The 19,047-nt window shown below is 38.1% G+C and carries 16 protein-coding genes, 3 tRNA genes and 1 pseudogene; 13 read left to right on the top strand and 7 right to left on the bottom strand.

Translation table 11 applies throughout. The annotated features are described in order from the left end of the window. Positions 1-195: 195 nt before the first annotated feature. The gene (folE2, locus tag GNP35_RS11255; RefSeq protein WP_155696210.1) at positions 196-1,122 is read right to left on the bottom strand and encodes a GTP cyclohydrolase FolE2; all 927 of its coding nucleotides are present in this window, start codon (positions 1,120-1,122) and stop codon (positions 196-198) included. A 227-nt stretch (positions 1,123-1,349) separates the two neighbouring features. Between folE2 and GNP35_RS11250 the strand changes: the two genes are divergently transcribed. Together GNP35_RS11250 and GNP35_RS11245 are read left to right on the top strand one after the other, a co-directional pair. Further along, positions 1,350-2,645 carry a type 1 glutamine amidotransferase family protein gene (locus tag GNP35_RS11250; RefSeq protein ID WP_155696209.1) on the top strand — a complete coding sequence of 432 codons (1,296 nt, stop codon included), beginning with the start codon at positions 1,350-1,352 and terminating at the stop codon, positions 2,643-2,645. Next, a complete protein-coding gene (locus tag GNP35_RS11245; RefSeq protein ID WP_155696208.1) occupies positions 2,608-3,087 on the top strand; it encodes a hypothetical protein in 480 nt (159 codons plus the stop codon). The genes GNP35_RS11250 and GNP35_RS11245 overlap by 38 nt, the downstream gene beginning before the upstream one ends. Positions 3,088-3,103: 16 nt before the next feature. Here the strand turns inward: GNP35_RS11245 and GNP35_RS11240 are convergent, their stop codons facing one another. The 4 genes from GNP35_RS11240 to trmB form a co-directional block, all read right to left on the bottom strand. Next, positions 3,104-3,748 carry a YfiR family protein gene (locus tag GNP35_RS11240; protein ID WP_155696207.1) on the bottom strand — a complete coding sequence of 215 codons (645 nt, stop codon included), beginning with the start codon at positions 3,746-3,748 and terminating at the stop codon, positions 3,104-3,106. Then, positions 3,741-5,318 carry a sensor histidine kinase gene (locus tag GNP35_RS11235; RefSeq protein ID WP_330997799.1) on the bottom strand — a complete coding sequence of 526 codons (1,578 nt, stop codon included), beginning with the start codon at positions 5,316-5,318 and terminating at the stop codon, positions 3,741-3,743. Before GNP35_RS11235 ends, GNP35_RS11240 begins: the two co-directional genes overlap by 8 nt. A gap of 300 nt (positions 5,319-5,618) precedes the next feature. Continuing rightward, entirely contained in the window at positions 5,619-6,695 is a 1,077-nt protein-coding gene (locus GNP35_RS11230) for a methyltransferase (protein WP_155696205.1), read from the bottom strand. A 1-nt stretch (position 6,696) separates the two neighbouring features. Then, positions 6,697-7,446 carry a tRNA (guanosine(46)-N7)-methyltransferase TrmB gene (gene trmB / locus GNP35_RS11225; protein ID WP_155696204.1) on the bottom strand — a complete coding sequence of 250 codons (750 nt, stop codon included), beginning with the start codon at positions 7,444-7,446 and terminating at the stop codon, positions 6,697-6,699. A gap of 151 nt (positions 7,447-7,597) precedes the next feature. On the opposite strand from trmB, the pseudogene mutY reads away from it, so the two are divergent. Together mutY and GNP35_RS11215 are read left to right on the top strand one after the other, a co-directional pair. Further along, positions 7,598-8,670, top strand: a pseudogene (gene mutY, locus GNP35_RS11220) (A/G-specific adenine glycosylase). Between the two features lie 77 nt (positions 8,671-8,747). Further along, positions 8,748-9,020, top strand: coding sequence for an oxidative damage protection protein (locus tag GNP35_RS11215; RefSeq protein WP_155696203.1), 273 nt, complete (start codon positions 8,748-8,750; stop codon positions 9,018-9,020). A gap of 106 nt (positions 9,021-9,126) precedes the next feature. Here GNP35_RS11215 and GNP35_RS11210 read toward each other — a convergent pair whose 3' ends face one another. Then, on the bottom strand, positions 9,127-11,934 hold the full coding sequence (locus GNP35_RS11210) for a hybrid sensor histidine kinase/response regulator (RefSeq protein ID WP_155696202.1): 2,808 nt from the start codon (positions 11,932-11,934) through the stop codon (positions 9,127-9,129). Positions 11,935-12,076: 142 nt separating this feature from the next. Between GNP35_RS11210 and GNP35_RS11205 the strand changes: the two genes are divergently transcribed. The 7 genes from GNP35_RS11205 (at position 12,077) to GNP35_RS11175 (ending at position 16,115) form a co-directional block, all read left to right on the top strand. Then, positions 12,077-12,541, top strand: coding sequence for a response regulator (locus tag GNP35_RS11205; RefSeq protein ID WP_155696201.1), 465 nt, complete (start codon positions 12,077-12,079; stop codon positions 12,539-12,541). Between the two features lie 16 nt (positions 12,542-12,557). Continuing rightward, positions 12,558-13,232 (top strand): EAL domain-containing protein, encoded by a 675-nt coding sequence (locus tag GNP35_RS11200; RefSeq protein WP_196492499.1) that lies wholly within the window; start codon positions 12,558-12,560, stop codon positions 13,230-13,232. A 149-nt stretch (positions 13,233-13,381) separates the two neighbouring features. Next, a tRNA-Phe gene (locus tag GNP35_RS11195) sits at positions 13,382-13,457 on the top strand. Positions 13,458-13,505: 48 nt separating this feature from the next. Further along, positions 13,506-13,581, top strand: a tRNA-Thr gene (locus GNP35_RS11190). 27 nt (positions 13,582-13,608) lie between these two features. Beyond that, positions 13,609-13,684 (top strand) — tRNA-Phe (locus GNP35_RS11185). 363 nt (positions 13,685-14,047) lie between these two features. Beyond that, positions 14,048-14,755: a sulfotransferase family 2 domain-containing protein gene (locus GNP35_RS11180; protein ID WP_155696199.1), complete on the top strand. Its 708-nt coding sequence runs from the start codon at positions 14,048-14,050 to the stop codon at positions 14,753-14,755. A 34-nt stretch (positions 14,756-14,789) separates the two neighbouring features. Beyond that, the gene (locus GNP35_RS11175; RefSeq protein WP_155696198.1) at positions 14,790-16,115 is read left to right on the top strand and encodes a Na+/H+ antiporter family protein; all 1,326 of its coding nucleotides are present in this window, start codon (positions 14,790-14,792) and stop codon (positions 16,113-16,115) included. A gap of 17 nt (positions 16,116-16,132) precedes the next feature. Here the strand turns inward: GNP35_RS11175 and GNP35_RS11170 are convergent, their stop codons facing one another. Further along, positions 16,133-17,059, bottom strand: coding sequence for a serine/threonine-protein kinase (locus GNP35_RS11170; RefSeq protein WP_155696197.1), 927 nt, complete (start codon positions 17,057-17,059; stop codon positions 16,133-16,135). Between the two features lie 280 nt (positions 17,060-17,339). On the opposite strand from GNP35_RS11170, the gene GNP35_RS11165 reads away from it, so the two are divergent. Further along, positions 17,340-18,506: a hypothetical protein gene (locus tag GNP35_RS11165; protein WP_155696196.1), complete on the top strand. Its 1,167-nt coding sequence runs from the start codon at positions 17,340-17,342 to the stop codon at positions 18,504-18,506. Beyond that, entirely contained in the window at positions 18,506-19,045 is a 540-nt protein-coding gene (locus tag GNP35_RS11160) for a polysaccharide biosynthesis/export family protein (protein ID WP_155696195.1), read from the top strand. Before GNP35_RS11165 ends, GNP35_RS11160 begins: the two co-directional genes overlap by 1 nt. Positions 19,046-19,047 lie beyond the last annotated feature (2 nt).

Raw genomic sequence — 19,047 nt, 5'->3', positions numbered from 1 at the left:
TTAGAACTATGACTCTAAAATAATGTTGTAAAAGTACAATTTAATGAGTTCGGGCTAGTGGTTTTGGTGATTTTTTGAAGGGTTTTCTAAGTGTTGAGGTTTTTTGTGTAGTTTAGTAACAAAAGAGGGCGTAAAAAAGCAGCTCGTAAAAAATAGGAGCTGCTTTTCAAGGAACTTTAAATATTGAATATTAGCTTATTTAGAAGCGTAACCACCATCAATGCCTTTACTTGCAACAGAAACGGCGTCGTGTGCATGTAAAGATTCATAATGGTTTACTCGTAACCAGAAGTCACGGTAGCCATCAATGCTGTTTAATGATGCTTTAATGCGTCGTCCAGCATCTTCACAGAACATTAGGTTTTGACCATTAAGGCGAGCAAACTCTTGTTCGTCTTCACGTTTTACGGCTGCTTGAACTGGCGTTTTAAGAGCAAACTCAATAGCGTCAACAAGATCAACAATTGGGAAGTCTGAAACTGAATCAGCTAGCTTAACTTTAACTTCAGCAATAGAACGTTGGCTGTGTGGAGTAGCTACTATGCCTTCAGTAGATCCTAACCATTCGTGAACAGTTTCTGCATTTACTTGAGCTTGTCCGTCAAATGTTTTTGTAAACTGATTTTGAATAAGCTGGCGCGCAAGCGCTGCTGAACACGGACACGTCGATGAATAAGGCACTTTAACCGCTAATTCAATATCAAGTACACCGTCAGTCAGGTTTCCAGTGATCACAACTGGATATGCTTTCCAGCCTAACTTTCCACTGATCAATGATTTGCGGCGCATATGATAGTCAAACTCAAACTTTAGGTGGGCAGAGTTTGATAGGTCATGGTGACTTTCAATGAAGTTGTTTAAAAGCGACTTTAAATTCTCGATATTTAGTGCACTTTCAACTGAAAGCTCATCTAACATAAGATACAAGCGAGACATGTGAATGCCTTTAGCCTTAGGCTCTTTTAAATTAACAAACGCCTCTACAAGCGCTGAAATAGGACGAGTTTCACCCTGCATCTCAACCATTAAAGGCATTTCGATGTTGCTCATCCCGACCCAATCAAGTACGCCTTCAGTTTGGGCTTTCGCTTGATTTGCGATGTCTGGCATTTTAGTTGGCATGTAATCTCCAAAATTTTCAACAACAAAAGCCCTCATGTGTCATAGAGAGGGCTATTAAAATTAGTGTTTAGCTTATAGTGGTCATTTATACCACATTTTCAAGGTCTAGTTCATCAAATAACCTAGTGTTTTACTCAACTTTTTATTATAAGGTTCAAAAATAAATTATAAATATGCTAGTGTTGAATCGGGATTAAACTTATAAGTTCATAGGATAGTGATAAAGCATGTTTCGGTATTTCAAATTAACCTCTTACTTTCTTTTGGTTTTTTTAATATCAACCCAACCTGTTTATGCAGAAAAGTTTGGTACTGTATTAATAGGTGGTGGGTTAGACGTTTGTACATCCGCCCATTCGCAACACTGCAAAACTAAATTAGCAGTTAACGAAAATTCACATAGTACTCACCGTTATCTTCTCAATACAAAAAACATAAATACCTTGGCGTCACTTTATTATGCAGACCCTTCTATTCAAACTAAACAAATGCATGAGTTTTTAACAAATATTGGCAAGCTTAATGAGCTATCGAAATCCTATACGGAAAAAGGTTTAAGTCATTTCTTTAGAAAATCTAATTTACCAGATGCGACTAAGCTAGATGCCTTTCACTGGCAAATGATATTAGATGTTTTTCAAGAGAGAGTAATTGCTACTCGCTTTTTGCAAAGAGACAGGTACAAAAATGTCAACATAGACGTCTTCAACAGTAAACAACTATTTGTAGCAAAAGCTTTAAGAGAGTTTGTGGACAATGTGTCTGGCGACAACATTTTAATTGTTACGGCGGCGAATAGAGATGCTTTTGAAGACGTATATTGGTTAATTAAAACTTTTGAACAGTTTGATTTAGATGTGAAATGGATGCCTTTAGATTTAGCTGTAGCAGAAATATGGAGAACGACAGATATTTCTAGCTCAGATAAAGTGGAAGCCGCATGTAAAAGTATTAATGAAACCAGACACAAGATAGCAAAGCGATATTTCAGAGATCGTATTTACGGTGACTTAAATGAAGAGCTCATAGAGAGTTGCAGCGAGCCAGATAAAGTTATCGATCTTGTGGAGGAAGCGGACGGGATCTACTTTCATGATGGAGACCCAATCGTCCTTCGAGATAGCTTAATGATTAACGATATTGAGCCTAATCATGTTTGGAAACGGATTTTGTCTCGCCATCAAAATAAGCAAATAACCTTAGCCTTTAATGGTGGAGCAATTCGTGCGCTAGGCGGGAATGAAGGGCGCAATGGTTTTGTTATACAGGGGTCGAGTAAAGATAGCCTTAACGATGGTTTTGGAATTTATTCAAACTTAGAAGCTTCGAAAAAGCATGTGAAAGGCAACGAGCCTTTGATGAGCATGGCGGGATTAGGTTTGTTTGACGGCATAAGCTTTGACAGTGAATTTAATAACATTAGCCGGCAGGGCCGACTTTTCGGGTTGCTAGCAATGATGAAGCTACCTTACGGCATTGGCATTGATGAACGAAACAGTACTGGCGATAAAACAAAATGCTAATGACCTAGAGTTGAAAGTAAGTGGAGAGGGGGGTGTGACAGTTGTTAACAATACAGAAACTACTAGAGCATCTTTGGCGCCCGCAAAACTGACTGATATTGTAATGAGCTTTATGACACAAGACGACACTGCGCTATTTAAAGACAGCAAGTTTAGTTTTGATTTTGCGAATTGGAAGTATAGTTCAAGCCAATACTCGCAGCCTGTTGTTAGGGCTGGCAAAGTATTTCGCCCAGAAACATTTTCAAAAACAATGTACATGTTGTGTACCACTGGCGCCAGAAAAGCACTATTAAAGCATATAGAGCTCGGCAAAGGGCATGTGCTAAACGTTGGTAAGTTATCTAATTCTGTATCTGTGTCTGGTAGCAAAAATGTGAATGGCGAAAATTACAGTTATTGTTCTTATCGTGGTTACACTATTTCGATAAAACCTAATTAGAAGGGAAACCTTTTATTTAAGGTATAACCACTGAAGCCCTAATTAGTTGATGGTTAACTTCTAGCGATGAGCGCCGCAAGTGTTTCCGACTGAAAACAAAGGTGACGGCAGTGCCTTGGAACGAAATGCTAGCAATATTGCCAGTTTCTTTAAGATTAACGTTGTTCGCAATAGTCATCGACTCTTCTGATAATGCTTTAGTTATCTCTTTATCAGATGGTTTAGGATCTGCGTTATATATAATGTGGCAATAGGATAAAGGTACGTCTGAAGCTTGTTGCCAATTGCTGATAGACACATCAATGTTTCGTTTTCGACTTTCATGTGTTTGTTTCAGTATTTCACCAATAACAAAACTCTTTTCACCAACAAAACAGAATTCAGGCTGTGCTTCTTTTTGTGCGTTGTTGAAGTCTATAAAAAAGAAGAGCTGATAGATTATTGCTGCTGTTTTTTTTGCCTTTATATCTGGAACACCATTGAGCGTTGTACTATCAACCGCAGTTCCATTGATCGTTGCACTATTAACCTTACTACCATTGATCGTTGCACTATTAACCTTACTACCATTGACCGTTGTACTATCTATAAAGTAAGCGCTGACTTCGTTAGGCAAGCTAAATAGTACAAAGGTGAGAATTACAGAAACAAGTTTAATCATGTTTTGAGCTCTGTAACTTACTTGGAAACTCTATTGTGAATATTGCACCTTCCGTTAATTGGCTCTCAACAGATATACTACCTTGAAGTGCTTGAGTGACTAAGTTGTATACCAAATGTAAACCTAAGCCTGAACCTCCATCGCCGCGCGAAGTTGTGACAAAAGGATCAAAGACCTTTTGTTTAATTTTTTGTTCAATACCGCAACCGTTGTCTCTAAAAATAATTATACAGTTTCCGTTACTTTCCTCTGCTGTTATAGATATGTCACCTTGCTCCATAGACTTAAACCCGTGCAGAATGGAGTTCATGATCAAGTTTATAATTATCTGATTGAGTGGACCTGGTTTTGTAGTAATTGAAATTCTGTCATCACAATCCACCGTAATAATATGGCGATATTTTTTTAAGGTAGGCTGCATAGAGGTAATAATTTCATCCAAATAGGAATGGAGATTAATCTCTCTAATCACGCCTGCAGTTTGATCGACTGCAACCTGCTTAAAGGAGCTAATTAAATCAGCTGCTCGAGTTAAATTGCGATAGATTATTTGGGTGTTTTCTTTGCTCTCTGTTAAAAAAGCCGTTAATTGACCTGCACTTAATGTCTTATCATCAAGTTTGCTTGAAATCTCGTCTATCCGGTCGGAAAGCATTGTTGATGCTGTTACGCCAAGCCCTATTGGCGTATTAACCTCATGTGCAACGCCAGCAACCATTTGTCCTAAGCTTGCCATTTTCTCCGACTGAATAACTTGTGACTGATACTGATGAACTTGTTCCAGCGCAGTTAATAGCTCTTGGTTAGACTCTTTAAGGGCTTTTGTTCGGTATACAACCTTTTCTTCAAGGTTTTGATTAAGCTCAGTTATTTCTTCTTCTGCCAATGAAAATCGCCTAATTTGCTGGGCAATTTTAGCAAGTAGTTCATTTACGGCGTTGGTAACAACACTAATTTCGTCAAATTCAATTGGAGAAACTTTTTTAGCAAATGACGGATCTCGGCTCGCAGTTTCTAATTCGTCTACAAATCGAGTAATAGGTTTTAATATTCTGTTTCTTAGGGAATGAGCAATGACAAAGGCGACGATAACAACCGCAAGTATAATTATTAGATTAATCTTCAGTAATTCATATAAATCATTGTGGTAGCTTGATGTAGACAGCTTTATATAAATGTAACCAATAACGGTATCTAGCTTTGTGTGCGTTATGGGCAAAGAATATTCTAAATAGTTTTCATTAAAGCGAGGGGTCAGTAGATTATTTAACCGATCTTTTTGTTCTACAATGGGAGCAATGTCACCACTGTTGTAGCTAGTAAAAAACTTTATACTTTGAGATTCTTCATCCACTTTGTAAATATGAACATTTAGTATTTCTTTCACGCTTTTTAGGGTGTTTAAAAAATCGTTTAGGCCAACGCGTTGGTCAAAAGCAATGGGTACGGCTGCGTTATAGGCAATTATCTCGCTAATGGTATTCGCTAAATATATTGATTCGTCTTTCTGATTTTTTTTATAGGTCAAAGTGGATATGGTAACGGACACCACAAGAGTCAATATGCTCACGAGCAGTATTGCTGTGTTTATTGCGGATTTTAATGACAGACTATTGTTCATAATTTATGTTAACTATCTTGCTTTAATTAACCCAAAAGAAACGAAACAAAAATTCAAACTTATACACCTAAATTAGTAGACCTAATTAAATAGAATAGTTGTTATTATAAAGAAAGGAAGTGGAATTAAGCGATTGCTTTAATTATTTTTTATCGTTCTGAGTCTATAGCTAAGAAATAGCTAAAGTAGGGGCAAAAAAACAGGTAAGAAAGGGGCTACATTAAGCCCCTCTAGATAGAATTTTTAAGACTAGCGGATGTGATAAACCGAAAAACGTTTATTATTGATTATCGTTTTTCCGCTTTTAAGGTATTTTTGAAATAGTTCTGGGTAAGGCAAGAATGAATTAGCCACGACCCACATATTGAAACGGTTTTTAAGTAATACAGCGCTATTTTTTAAAAATTGATCAACTATTGAATAGTCTGTTTGCAAGCCTGTATGAAATGGCGGATTTGAAACAATAAAGTCAAACTGATTGGCTTTGTTCATCAAATTAGCAAGTCCATTTGAGTGGATTGCCGTGGCAGTTACGTTATTCAATTCAAACGTGCGCTTACTACTTTCTATCGCAAGAACGTCAACATCAATGCCAATCACTTCATTTTTAGAATCTAGGCTCAGTACCGTCGCAATAACACCGCAACCACAACCAAAGTCGATGCCCTTTCCTTCAACGGGCAACATGTTTTTTAGCAACAGTTCAGTACCGTTGTCTAGACCTTTAGCGCTAAACACGCCAGGTAAGGACGCAAGCGTTACTTTTTTAGTTTCACCAGACACGTTAATTTCTAGGTTGGTTTCACTAAACCAGCTTTCCATTGTTTTATTGCATGGCTCATTGTTTGATACAGCATTAAACAACATACAATGTCTAGCAGAGTCGATTTTCCTCGCTCCAGTAGTAAATTTGTTTAAAACCTTATCGCAGCCTTTTACGCCCCCCTTTTTTTCACCAATAACAAAATATTCGCCATCAGTTTTTAAAAGCTGGCTGACCATCGACAAATAATAATCAAAGCGAAGTTTAGCTTTAGGGTAATAGATTATCACAGCGTCAAATTCACCCGCTTGTGCTTTTGTTAACCAAGCAGACTTGTGAACTTTTAGGTTGTCTTGTGATGACACAGACTGAGAGGATAAATACTCAGCGGTATCAATATAAGGCGTGTAAACAGTCCAATGAATATCAGGGCGTAGTTTTGATAACTCGTTTAATGATGCGTCTGGTAACGCATCCATCAATAAAATATTGCCTGCAGGTAAATGGTCTATATTGCGAATGATAACTTGGTTTTCGCTTTGAAAAGCACTGTTAGAAGCCATGTTATTTTACTCGCTCAAACATAATGTCCCATACGCCATGACCTAAACGGTGACCACGTTGTTCAAACTTCGTTAGAGGACGGCTGTCAGGACGTTCAACAAATACGCTTGTTTTATTTGCGGCACTATTAATTTTTGATGCGATATTAGAGAATGTGTCCGTTGAGTCCATTACTTCAATCATATGTTCAGAATAGTTTTCCCAGTCTGTGGCCATATGGAAAACACCGCCCATTTTCAATTTGGTACGAAGACTCTCAACAAAGGCTGGCTGTACAATTCTTCGCTTGTGGTGACGAGTTTTGTGCCACGGATCAGGGAAAAACAACTGTACAGTTGTTAAAGATTCATCTGCAATACAGTCACGTAATATCTCAATGGCGTCATGATTATACAAACGTAAGTTGGTTACGCCTGCTTCGTCTGCCGATGACAAACATGCACCTACTCCTGGCAGGTGAACTTCAATTCCAACAAAGTTTTTGTCAGGCGCATTTTTGGCCATTTCAACCAGTGACGCACCCATGCCAAAACCAATTTCTAAAACAACAGGGTTGTCATTGCCAAACACTGTTTTAAAGTCGACTAAACCTTGTTTATGCTCTAACCCCATTGTTGGCCAGAACTGATCTAATGCCTTTTGCTGACCTTTTGTTAGACGGCCTTCGCGCTTAACAAAACTTTTGATAGTTCTGATGTATTTGCCTTCAGCTTGCGCCTGTTCAACAGTGTTACGAGTATTATCAGTCATGACTTCTTAATTTTTTAGTTGAAATTGATTAAATTTTGGCGCGCATTATCTTACAGCAGAGCAAGTGTCTCAAGCTGTTTACGTCAATTCGTTAATTATTTGTTATAGTGCGCTGCATTAAAGATAGTGAAAAATGACAAAAAGAACAGTTATGCCAGAGTTAACAAAAACAGAATGCAGTTGGTTTACAAAACAATCTTTAGATTGGTACGACATCAATGGTCGTAAACATTTGCCTTGGCAACAATCAGTTACGCCATATAGAGTGTGGTTGTCGGAAGTGATGTTGCAGCAGACACAAGTAACAACTGTGATCCCATACTTTGAGAAGTTCACTGCAAATTTCCCTGCAGTTTCTGATTTGGCGAACGCACCTGAAGATGAAGTGTTACATCTTTGGACAGGACTAGGCTATTACGCGCGCGCTCGGAATCTGCACAAAGCCGCTAAAAAAGTTCGTGATGAATACAAAGGCGTATTCCCTTCAGAGTTTCAACAAGTTTTAGATTTGCCAGGAGTAGGGCGTTCCACTGCTGGCGCAGTTTTATCACTTTCACTAGGTCAGCACCACCCAATCCTTGATGGAAACGTAAAGCGAGTACTTACTCGTTTTTATGCAGTGGAAGGTTGGCCTGGAAAAAAACAGTGGAAAATACGTTATGGAGCTATGCAGAACAACTAACACCCTCGTCTAGACCTGGAAACTTTAATCAAGTGATGATGGACTTAGGGGCAATCGTCTGCACAAGAAGCAAACCTAAATGTGAAATTTGTCCATTATCTGAAAAGTGCGAAGCAAAAGCGCAATCAAGGCAAACGGATTTTCCCTTTTCTAAACCTAAAAAAGAAAAGCCGATCAAGTTTGTTTATATGCTGATGCTTAAAAATGGCTCTGAAGTATTTATGTATCAACGCCCACCATCAGGCATTTGGGGAGGATTATATAGTTTCCCAGAGTTTGAAACGTTAGACATGTTACAGGATTACCTCAATGAGCTAGGTTTAGAGGACGCTGATTTGGATTTTGATGAAAACTTGTTGTTTAGGCATACTTTTAGTCATTATCATTTAGACATCCAACCGCTTGTATTACCGGTTGGATTCTTATCAAAAGTAAAGCCTGCAGTTGGTGAGCACAAGAAGTTGTGGTTTAACGCTGGGGAAATAGAAACGAACAAAGTTGGATTGTCGGCGGTTGCTAAAAAGTTACTGCAAGATTTATAGAGATGAAACTGGGGTAGCATATGCACTCTAACCTTATTACAATACGTTTAAACACTAATTAGAAGCGAATATAAACTATGGCTCGTCAAGTATTTTGTGAACACTTAAAAAAAGAAGCAGCAGGGTTAGACTTTCAATTATACCCTGGTGAAATTGGTACACGCATTTTTAACGGAATTTCGAAAGAAGCTTGGGCTGAGTGGCAAAAGAAGCAAGTCATGCTAATTAACGAACATAAGCTTTCTATGATAAACCCTGATCATCGTGAGTTGTTGGAATCAACAATGGTTGGCTTCTTATTTGAAGGTAAAGACGTTGAAATTGAAGGTTACGTACCGAAAAGCAAATAGTCCGGATTTTCAGCCTTACCTCTAATATGAAAAGTATTAGTTACTGGTAAACGCTAAATACGCTGGAAAGTAAGGCCTGATAACAATTTGTCGTCAGGCCTTTTTGTTATTTATATTCGCTGTTAACGTAGTTGATAACATCGTTAAATTGCTGTTGAATTTTAATAACCAATAAACCAATGTCAGCGCTATCGGCTGTATGCGCAACCTCTTCCAATTCAAAAGCCGAATTAAACAATGGCATTGCGCCGACACTTTTAGACATAGACTTGAACTGGTGAGCTAAGTTCTTAAGATTTTCACGATCTGTATGCTCAACAGAGATATTCATTTTATCAATTAACTCGTTGCCTCTCGCTTTGAACATATCCAAGTATTTTACGTGTCTTTCTTTATCATTACCTAAGTAACTTACCAACACAGATTGCTGAATTGGCTCTCCAGAGCTTGGAATAGTTTCGGTTACTTTTGTTCTGCTCACTTCTTTCAACGATGACGCTGCTTCATTGTTGTCTATATTTAGCCATTTTTTCATGACAACTTCTAAATCATTTAACTCTAGAGGTTTTGTAAGATAACCATCCATGCCTAAGCTAATACATTTTTGTTCTTCGCCTTTTAGGGCATTTGCTGTAATAGCTACAACGCGAGTAAAGTTTTCGTTGTCACTGCCATTAGGACCTTCTTCACGAATAGTTTTTACTACGTCGTAGCCGCTTTTATGAGGCATATGAAGGTCAGTAAGTACTAATGGATATTTATGCTCACGCCACAGCTCAATCGCTTCCTGTCCGTCGTTCGCAACTTCAACGGCGTAACCAAGCATATTCAGTTGCTCTGATATTACTCGTTGGTTCATCGCGTTGTCTTCTGCCAGCAAAACGAGTTGATTCTTTTTACGTGCTTCATCAATAGTCATTGCTGCTACTGATTTTACATTGGATTCTTTTGGCGCAGACGGGTCGTGTTTCTTATTGTCAGCCACGTCTTGAATTAATTCTAATAAATTACTTCGGCACAGTGGAGTTGCATGCATATACCAAACACGGTCATGTTCCTGAACCTGATTGTCCATAGTGCTACTTAGTACTAAGAATCGTGTGTTTAATAGGTTAGGGTGTTCAAGTAGGTCGTATACTAAATTTACAGTATCGTCGTGTTGAATGGTTGCGTCGATAACCCAAATTGACTGGTGAGACTGTTCAAAACGATAATGTTCTGTAACCTGCTTTAAGGCTTCTGCAGTATGGCAGGCGGTAACATTCGCGTTATAGTGTTTAACGTAAGATTCCATTGCCGCAATGTTGTGGTAGTCACTAGAAAAGCATACTAAGTCTAACTCTGAAAATTCGTGCTTAGGTGTTTGTTGTGTATCTACGCTTGAGCGCAGCGGCAGCGACACGGTAAACTCGGAACCTTCACCTAATTCAGACTTAACATCAATGTGACCATACATTAAGTCGGTTAACCTTTGGCAAATTGTTAAGCCTAAACCTGTGCCGCCAAATTGACGAGTTACAGACCCTTCAGCTTGATTAAATGGTTGGAATACATAGTTGACTTGTCTGTCAGTCATGCCTTTACCGTTGTCGATCACTCTTAATACTACATTGGTAAATTCGAGGTTTTTTTCGCTTATTTCAGCTCTTATCTGAACAACCCCTTTTTTAGACTTAGACGAGTTTGTAAACTTAATAGCATTGCCGGCTAAGTTAAATAAGATTTGACGAATTCTAATTGGATCGCCCATTAGATTTTCGCTGATAGCAGGGTCGCAGTATAGGCGCAGCTCAACATTCTTTTGTTCCGCTACCGACAGCAAGGTTCTTCCTACTGCTTCAAGAATGTCGTTGATAGACATAGGAATACTTTCTACTTCAAGTTTACCAGCTTCAATTTTAGAGAAATCTAAGATGTCATCGATTATTCTTAAAAGTGAGAACGCGGACTCTCGAATGGTATCGGAAAGTCTAAATTGATTTTGATTTAATGTGCTTCGACGAAGCAAATCAATAGACCCTATTATGCCGTTCATTGGCGTTCTGATTTCGTGACTCATCGTTGCTAAGAAGGTAGATTTAGATTCATTCGCTTGTTCAGCCTCTTCCATAGCCATACGAAGTGCGTTGGTTCGCTCATTAATCTTACTTTCCATGTCTTGCGCTAGCTTGTCATTCGCTAAATCTAATTCTGAATTGTCTGCTCTAAGGCCGTCTACCTTTTTAAGTAGGCTGTTAATGGTTGCCGCTAACATAGCAAATGGACCAAATCGTTTGGGAGCTAAACGCTTATCAAACTTCTCTTTATTTAAAATTAAATTGGTCTCGGCCATTAAAGGCATAGTGTTCTTATTCACATTCTGATTGAACAGTGAGATTAATAAGCGAGTTAAAACAATGGCGCCAATAAGTGAAATAAGGAATAAACTGAATATAAAACTAACATCAGCCTTTTGTTTGAGCATTGTGCCAATTAATAGACCCGTTTCTTCGCCATTTACTGTGATGATTTTTCTAATCTCTACCCAGCTATTTAAGTCTGAAACGTGGTTGGCCAAAATTGGGCTAGGGATATAACCTTTAAGCTGACTTGTGCTGGCTTGTTTAATAAGTTGTCCACCTTCGAGGCGATATAGGAAAAAGGCTTTATTCTTCGACTCACCATGAATGGCGTCAATGTAAAACTGAGCGGCCGTTTGATTTTCGATATCCATGATGTTGTCAGGCATGCCTTTAGCAATTGAATTAACATGCTTTTGAAGATCTGTGGTGAGTTGGTCTGGTTTTAACCATTGTGAGAATGTGTACAAACCCCCAATACCGGCCATTGCAGCTAAGCACCCAAACAAGACAAACCAGATTAATACTACGTGTGCTATCTTTACAAACTTGAGCTTTTTAATTTTATTATCCATTTAAGAGTGACTTTATTTATTGATTATTATTAGTAACTAGCTTAATAATAGATACTAGTTGTTCACTTTTTGCATACAAATGTCCGTTAAGTAAACAATACCTCCTTCAACTCCGTTTAATCAAGGTTTTTGTGCTGGGAATATGGAATATATCAATTTATTAAATAGGATTACCGCAGTCGATGATGATCCTTTTTTCTTGCATTTTATTGAAGATAAATTTCAAGAGATTGGGCTGAATAACGTTAACTTATTTAGTGATCCTAACTTAGGTTTAGAAAGCCTTATTGTTAGTTCTGAGTTTAATGACCTTGTGTTAGTTGACTTACAAATGCCTGAAATAGATGGCATTGCATTTTTGAAATTACTTGGGGATGCTGGGTATAAAGGTCAGGTTATTGTTATCAGTGGGTTTGAGTCTAAAGTGTTGCAGATGGCGGAGTCTATCGCAAAACAACGAGATTTAGCTATTTTAGGGCAATTGACAAAACCATTCTCGGCGGTGCAATTAAATGGCTTGGTTGATAGAGCTCTATCACGAATTATCTCGGCAGAGAATCCTGAGTTTCGTAGCTTCAGTAGAAAATTACGACCCAGACAATTTTGAGATTAATGAAGTTTCGTTGTGTCCAGTTATCCAGCCTCAAATAAACATCGAGAACGAAAGTATTGTTGGTTATGAGATCTTATCTCGACTCAAAGCAACTGACGGCACAATTATTTATCCTAACCAGTTTATAAGTGATTTTGAAGAAAACGGCCGAATTTCTGAATTTAATAAAGTGCTGTTTAGAACATCATTAGCTCGAATGGCGAAATACCCAAATATAAACTTTTCAATGAACCTGTCCATGCGAGACTTAAACTCTCACAGAATTGTTGACGAGATTGACTCATTGCTTAGAGAGTTTGGTGTTCAGGCTAGCCGCTTGACCATAGAGATTACAGAAACCTGTCTAGTGGAAAATTTATTAACAGCTCAGGAAATTGCAACGCGGCTAAGACTGTTAGGTTGCTCACTAGCCATAGATGACTACGGTACTGGTTATTCCACGATGAAACAGTTAACGGAGTTTCCTTTTAAAGAGTTAAAAATAGACCGACAGTACATCAGTAATTGTCATACACACGAAGAGCACCAAATTATAATTCGTTCAACAGTTGAAATGGCAAAAGCGTTGGGCATGAAAACCGTTGCGGAGGGTGTTGAAACAAAAGAAGAGTTAGAGTTTGTAAAAGAAGCGGGTATTGAAATTGTGCAGGGATATTACTATTCGAAGCCTTATGTTTGGGCTTAAATGCTATTTTTTGCCCAATTAGTCTATTTTATGCCCATTCGATTAAAGTATTTAAAAAACTAGTTGACTTAAAACCCCAAAATCCGTTTAATACACGCCGCACCAAGTAGGACTGTTTAAAACACGAAAACTTGATGCACGCACTTAGTGCCTCGATAGCTCAGTTGGTAGAGCAGAGGATTGAAAATCCTCGTGTCCCTGGTTCGATTCCGGGTCGAGGCACCATTCTTCTTGAATGTGTGCAGAAGAAAATCCCAGCAATGGGTTGGTGTCGCCGACTTAGCTCAGTTGGTAGAGCAACTGACTTGTAATCAGTAGGTCGCCAGTTCGATTCCGGCAGTCGGCACCATTTCTTCTTTTTCAAGCACTATAATGTGCCTCGATAGCTCAGTTGGTAGAGCAGAGGATTGAAAATCCTCGTGTCCCTGGTTCGATTCCGGGTCGAGGCACCATTTAGCTAAAGCTAAATAGAACCTTATACCGCATCGAACTTAGATTATAAAATACCTCCTTGTATTTTACCCTTCGGGCCAGCTAAAGCTGTTAAAAATTGATCCTGTCAATTTTGTCCGGGTCGAGGCACCATTTAGCTAAAGCTAAATAGAACCTCATACCGCATCGAACTTAGATCATCAAACACCTCCTTGTATTTTATTTTTAACCTAACTAAAACCATTCAAACTCAAAGTGTTAATTTTGTTGCCTAAAAGTATAAAAAATGACATGGATATTGAGTGTGTTTAGTCATTAAAAGACTTAGATTCGATATTACTTTTTGCTATCATTCTGAGATTAGAATTCGTTAAGGTGGTGTTATGCAAGAGCGTGTTGCTCGTTTTGTAGATAAGTGGGTTGTTCAGTCAATACGTCCTAATTTCGTTAGTCAAAATGTAGAATGGATTTCACATCATGTACCTAAAACTGCTGGTACATCTTTAAGAATTACCTTTGAAAAAGCATTTACCGAGAAAGGTGTTTACGGTATTTATTCTGAAACTGGCGCCAGAAACTTTTCCAAAGGCGAGAGTATTTATATTCCTTCAAGCACCAAAGTTTTACACGGACACTTTAAACCACATGTAAACCAACAAACACTTTTTCCAAATGCGAAGCGTACGGTTTGGTTACGAGACCCTATTGCTAGAGCATGGTCACTACTAGGGCATACTTTAGCTTTAAAACAAAACAATCATTTGTATGGATATATCGAAGAAACATATTTAAATAAAGGTCTTGATGACAAAGAAGAGCTTTTTTATAAATTATTGAAAGACCCAAAAACAAAACATGCTTTTATGATGTATAAAAGGTATTTTAAATCAGTTCCTCTAAAACAGTTCGAGTTTGTAGGTTACGTTGAACGTTATGAAGAAGACTTGGCTAAGTTTTCAAACATCATTGGCGTTGAATTGAAACAAGAAGAGAAAAACGTTCGAAATGCTAAGAAGGTTATGCCTGAGTTTAAGTCGAGCCTTAGGGCGCAATTTGACGAAGAATATAAGCTTTATGAATCTAGGCTTTAATTAATAGGTTCCGCTTTAAAGTAGAGTTTAAGTAATGAACGCCGTTGTTGTTGCTGTTTTGTTAATGGTTGGGTTGAGTTTAGTTCGCGTTAATATTGTTTTAGCGCTAATTGTGAGTGCAATGGTAGGAGGTTTAATCGGCGGATTAAGCCTTATTGAAACCGTAAATGTATTTACAAGCGGTTTGGGTGGCGGAGCTGCTATCGCTTTAAATTATGCGATGCTTGGTGCATTTGCCGTTACTATTTCTAAGTCTGGCGTTACCGATGTTTTAGCTGAAAAAATCATAGGTAAAATTAACTCCCAAACCGAAAGGCAAACCAGTACGCTTTGGGTAAAAGCGGGTTTAATGGCGAGTATTTTATTGGCAGCTATTTCTTCCCAAAACGCTGTTCCGGTTCACATCGCATTTATTCCAATTCTTATACCACCATTATTACACGTTATGGCTCAACTAGAGTTGGATAGAAGGGCAGTAGCCTGTTTATTAACTTTTGGCCTGACAGCAACCTATATGTTGTTACCTGTTGGTTTTGGTAAGATATTTTTGAATACAATATTGTTTCAAAACCTGGTGGATAATGGTGTTGATATTCAAGTTAGCCAATTACCTTTAGTTATGGCGATACCGGTGTTTGGTATGTTTGTAGGCTTATGTGTGGCTCTTTTTATCAGCTACAAAGGTAAACGACGTTATTCAGTGGAAAAAATATTGGCTGCAGAGCCTGAAAAAGTATCAATTAAACCTAAGCATTTGTTAACAGCTTTAGTGGCTATTATTGCTGCTTTGGCAATTCAGCTTTATACAGGTTCCGTTATTATTGGCTCTTTAACCGGCTTAGCTGTATTCATTGCTGGTGGCGTTTTAAAGGTTGATGAGACTCAGGATGTGTTCTCCAAAGGCGTGATGATCATGGGCGTTTTTGGTTTCATTATGATATCTGCCGCTGGATTTGCAGAAGTTATGAAGGCTACAAGTGCTATTGATTCATTAGTTTCGTCAACGGTAAATATGGTTGGTGATAATAAATTACTGGCTGCTACATTAATGTTAGTGACTGGTTTATTGGTAACAATGGGAATTGGCTCATCGTTTTCAACTATTCCGATTATTGCTTCTATATACGTGCCTTTGGCTTTATCCTTTGGATTTTCGCCAATGGCAACAGCCGCCATTGTTGGCGCCTCGGCTGCATTAGGGGATGCTGGATCGCCAGCTTCAGACTCAACGCTAGGCCCGACATCGGGTTTAAATGTAGATGGTCAACATGATCACATTTGGGATACCGTTGTACCAACCTTCGTTCATTTTAATATCCCGTTAGTGCTGTTTGGTATTATCGCAGCGATGATACTTTAATTGAACCAACGGCGAAGTTAGTTTCTAAGAAGGATAAATGCCGAAGTGATTGCAATAAACGCAGCTATATAAAGTACTATTTTTGAGAGACTTCGAGGTGTGCTCGTAGATAAGTCTGAATAGTATTGCTCAATTGCAATTGAGACTGTATCTGGACGGTTGCTAACTTCTGCGTCGATTAGCGAAAGAGTCCAACGCTTTAATTTTGCGAACTGACTCCTGTTAGCTTCAAAACGAGGCTTGTTGGCTTGTTTTTCATGAATGCTTTGAGCTTTTGTTTTTGCTGGGTAAGGTAGCTTTTTATTAAACAACTGGAAAAATAATACTCCTGCAGCATATAAATCAGTTGTCTGGTTTACCGAAGCATCTTCAAGGTATTCCGGTGGTGCATAAAAAGGACTGCCGCTGTCTTTACTCGAGGTCATGTCTTTGTTTAAAACAGACAAGCCAAAATCTGCTACGTAAAGGTGGCCAGTAACATCGAGCATAATATTTTCTGGTTTGATATCTAAATGTTTTGCGGTTGAGTTTTGCGCATAGTGCAACCCTTCAAGAAGCTGTTGAACAATATCTAGAACTTGGCCATCTGATAACGTATGACTTGCCATAATGTTCTCTAAACTATCGCCCTCTATCCAATCCATAGTAATAAAGTGCAGGCCATTATGATGATAATAATCCTGTAGTTTGATTATGTTTGTATGTTCTAACTTTTTGACAGAATCCAGTTTAGCCTTGAAACTAGACATCATTTCACTATTTTCAGTAATGAATGAGTCTAAAACTTTTAAAGCAATGAGTTGACCAGTAGACATATCTTGCGCTTGATAAACCAAGCCATATCGACCTTTGCCTTGTAAACTCTTAATTTCATATCGATCTAACAATACTTCCCCATCAACTAATGGGCAATTTTTAGACGCGATTTTAATACTGTCTGTCATGCGGTAATTATTTTCCTGCGTAGGCTATACGCCATTTTACTATTTGAATTAAAATTACTCACTTAAATTTAACAAAAACTTCTTAATTACATTCGTATTAATGTTTTGTTGTTAACAAATGACATATTTATAGGTGGTATTACCTTTTTTTGCATTGTACGCCAAAAAATACTAATAAAACGAAATAAAAAGTATCCTTAATGGCTAATTTTAGTTAAATTTACGCATAGCTGATTAATATTGATCAGGTTGCGATTTAAAAATAATAATCATAAAAGTTGTGCGCACTCTAAGTATTATAAGTTTCATCTACATCGTTGGTAGTTTTAATGGCTACGCCAGTACCAAATGGAGTCAGCAAGAATTCGCTGTCATAGCATCTCTCGCTCAAAATTCAACGGAAATATATCAAGACTCCATATCAGAAACTAACTTAGCTACTAATATCGCAATAACCAAATTATTTGAAGGTGTTGGTTTAAAAGGCAATGTTGTCATTTCCAGTACTGACTTCTCAGAATCCTCAGAAAGTATCAATGTAAGCTCAAAAGTAGATTACGACATTGCATTGGAAAGCCGGCTATTTATTAGTTCGCTGGTTGATATTGATCTGAGCCTTAGCAAAAGCGATACCCTTGGTGCCACGTCATTAGAAAAAGCTCGTTTCCAGAATCAGTTTTCAAATGTTGTACAAAGCTTGCGAGATCAACAAAGTGTAATCGTTAGCATAGGTTCTGCTGCAAAAAATAGGTCCTTGGTGTTATCAGCTCAACGAAAAGCAAAAACTGAATACCTGTACGATATAGATCAACTGTTCAAAGACGAAACAATCGTTTCAGGATATTTATTATATTCAGACCGCTTTTCTGAAGATTCACACTTTTTATTCCGCGTTGGGCACTATGTAAATGAAAGTGAATTTAACCAACAATCTCAGCAAGCCTTTGATACCGTTTTAGATGTAACTAATACTTATATTGGCATGAAGACATCCTACTTAGGCAACAGTCAACTAAGTGTATTAATAGGCAACAGTCACCAATTTGCTGAAAGCAGTTCACAAGAGTCAGATTTATTTTCTTGGAGTATTACCAATAAACTCAATATCACTGAAAATGTTCAGTTTGATTTGGGTACCTCAAGAAAAATCAGTGGTTCACCTGATCCAGCATTTCAAAGTGTTGAGTTAACTGGCTACGAAATGACATTTGCTTGGAAGGTTAGTCAAAATGTTAGGTTAGTGACCGATGCAAATTACCAAGACTATCAATTCGAAGGCGGTACGACGGCATCTAGCTTGGACGTGAAACAGTCTTTATTTTGGCAACTATCTGACCACCTTTCGGTTAACTCTTCTGTTTCATATCAAGACTTTGATGGCTCAAGAAAAGCGTTGGTTCATGATGGCTTAAACTGGTCTGTTGGTATTAACTGGGAGTTATTTTAATGCTTAAATTAATAACTTCAAAGTTAATGCAGTTGCTGGTAATTACTTTCTTTATTTTAAGTTCAAATCTGTCTCAGGCTTCATCTAGCGAATATCAGTTAGGTCCTGGCGACGAAATAGAGATATTTGTATTTCAAGAGCCTGAATTGAACGTGAGAGCAAAAATTAGCCAAGCAGGCTTCATCAACTTACCTTTGATAGGCCAAGTTAATTTAGAGGGACTTTCCGGTGAAGAAGCCAAGCTAAAAGTAGAAAACCTCTTTAAAGATGGATACTTAGTCAATCCTTATGTTACGTTAACTGTTAGACAGTATCGTCCGTTTTTTATTCACGGCGAAGTTAAGAACCCAGGAAGCTACAAATACCAAGCGGAACTTACCATCGAGCAAGCAATCGCCCTGTCAGGCGGTTTAAAAGATAGAGCATCAGGATCAGAGTGGGTTGTATTGCGTGGATATCCGCAAAAGCCTTTAAGAGCTAAAAAATCAACAATTATTATGCCAGGTGATGTTATAAAAATTGAAAAGAGCTTTTTCTAATT

Source organism: Psychrosphaera haliotis (genome assembly GCF_009728465.1).
Classification (GTDB): domain Bacteria; phylum Pseudomonadota; class Gammaproteobacteria; order Enterobacterales; family Alteromonadaceae; genus Psychrosphaera; species Psychrosphaera haliotis.
Note: the sequence above shows the minus strand (reverse complement) of the source record. Positions and strands in the feature narration are given on the sequence as shown.

Bases quoted from the DNA above. Each gene is read 5' to 3' on its own strand.
- folE2 (WP_155696210.1), bottom strand. From the start codon at position 1,122: ATGCCAACTAAAATGCCAGACATCGCAAATCAAGCGAAAGCCCAAACT.
- GNP35_RS11250 (WP_155696209.1), top strand. From the start codon at position 1,350: ATGTTTCGGTATTTCAAATTAACCTCTTACTTTCTTTTGGTTTTTTTA.
- GNP35_RS11245 (WP_155696208.1), top strand. From the start codon at position 2,608: ATGAACGAAACAGTACTGGCGATAAAACAAAATGCTAATGACCTAGAG.
- GNP35_RS11240 (WP_155696207.1), bottom strand. From the start codon at position 3,748: ATGATTAAACTTGTTTCTGTAATTCTCACCTTTGTACTATTTAGCTTG.
- GNP35_RS11230 (WP_155696205.1), bottom strand. From the start codon at position 6,695: ATGGCTTCTAACAGTGCTTTTCAAAGCGAAAACCAAGTTATCATTCGC.
- trmB (WP_155696204.1), bottom strand. From the start codon at position 7,446: ATGACTGATAATACTCGTAACACTGTTGAACAGGCGCAAGCTGAAGGC.
- GNP35_RS11215 (WP_155696203.1), top strand. From the start codon at position 8,748: ATGGCTCGTCAAGTATTTTGTGAACACTTAAAAAAAGAAGCAGCAGGG.
- GNP35_RS11210 (WP_155696202.1), bottom strand. From the start codon at position 11,934: ATGGATAATAAAATTAAAAAGCTCAAGTTTGTAAAGATAGCACACGTA.
- GNP35_RS11205 (WP_155696201.1), top strand. From the start codon at position 12,077: ATGGAATATATCAATTTATTAAATAGGATTACCGCAGTCGATGATGAT.
- GNP35_RS11180 (WP_155696199.1), top strand. From the start codon at position 14,048: ATGCAAGAGCGTGTTGCTCGTTTTGTAGATAAGTGGGTTGTTCAGTCA.
- GNP35_RS11175 (WP_155696198.1), top strand. From the start codon at position 14,790: ATGAACGCCGTTGTTGTTGCTGTTTTGTTAATGGTTGGGTTGAGTTTA.
- GNP35_RS11170 (WP_155696197.1), bottom strand. From the start codon at position 17,059: ATGACAGACAGTATTAAAATCGCGTCTAAAAATTGCCCATTAGTTGAT.
- GNP35_RS11160 (WP_155696195.1), top strand. From the start codon at position 18,506: ATGCTTAAATTAATAACTTCAAAGTTAATGCAGTTGCTGGTAATTACT.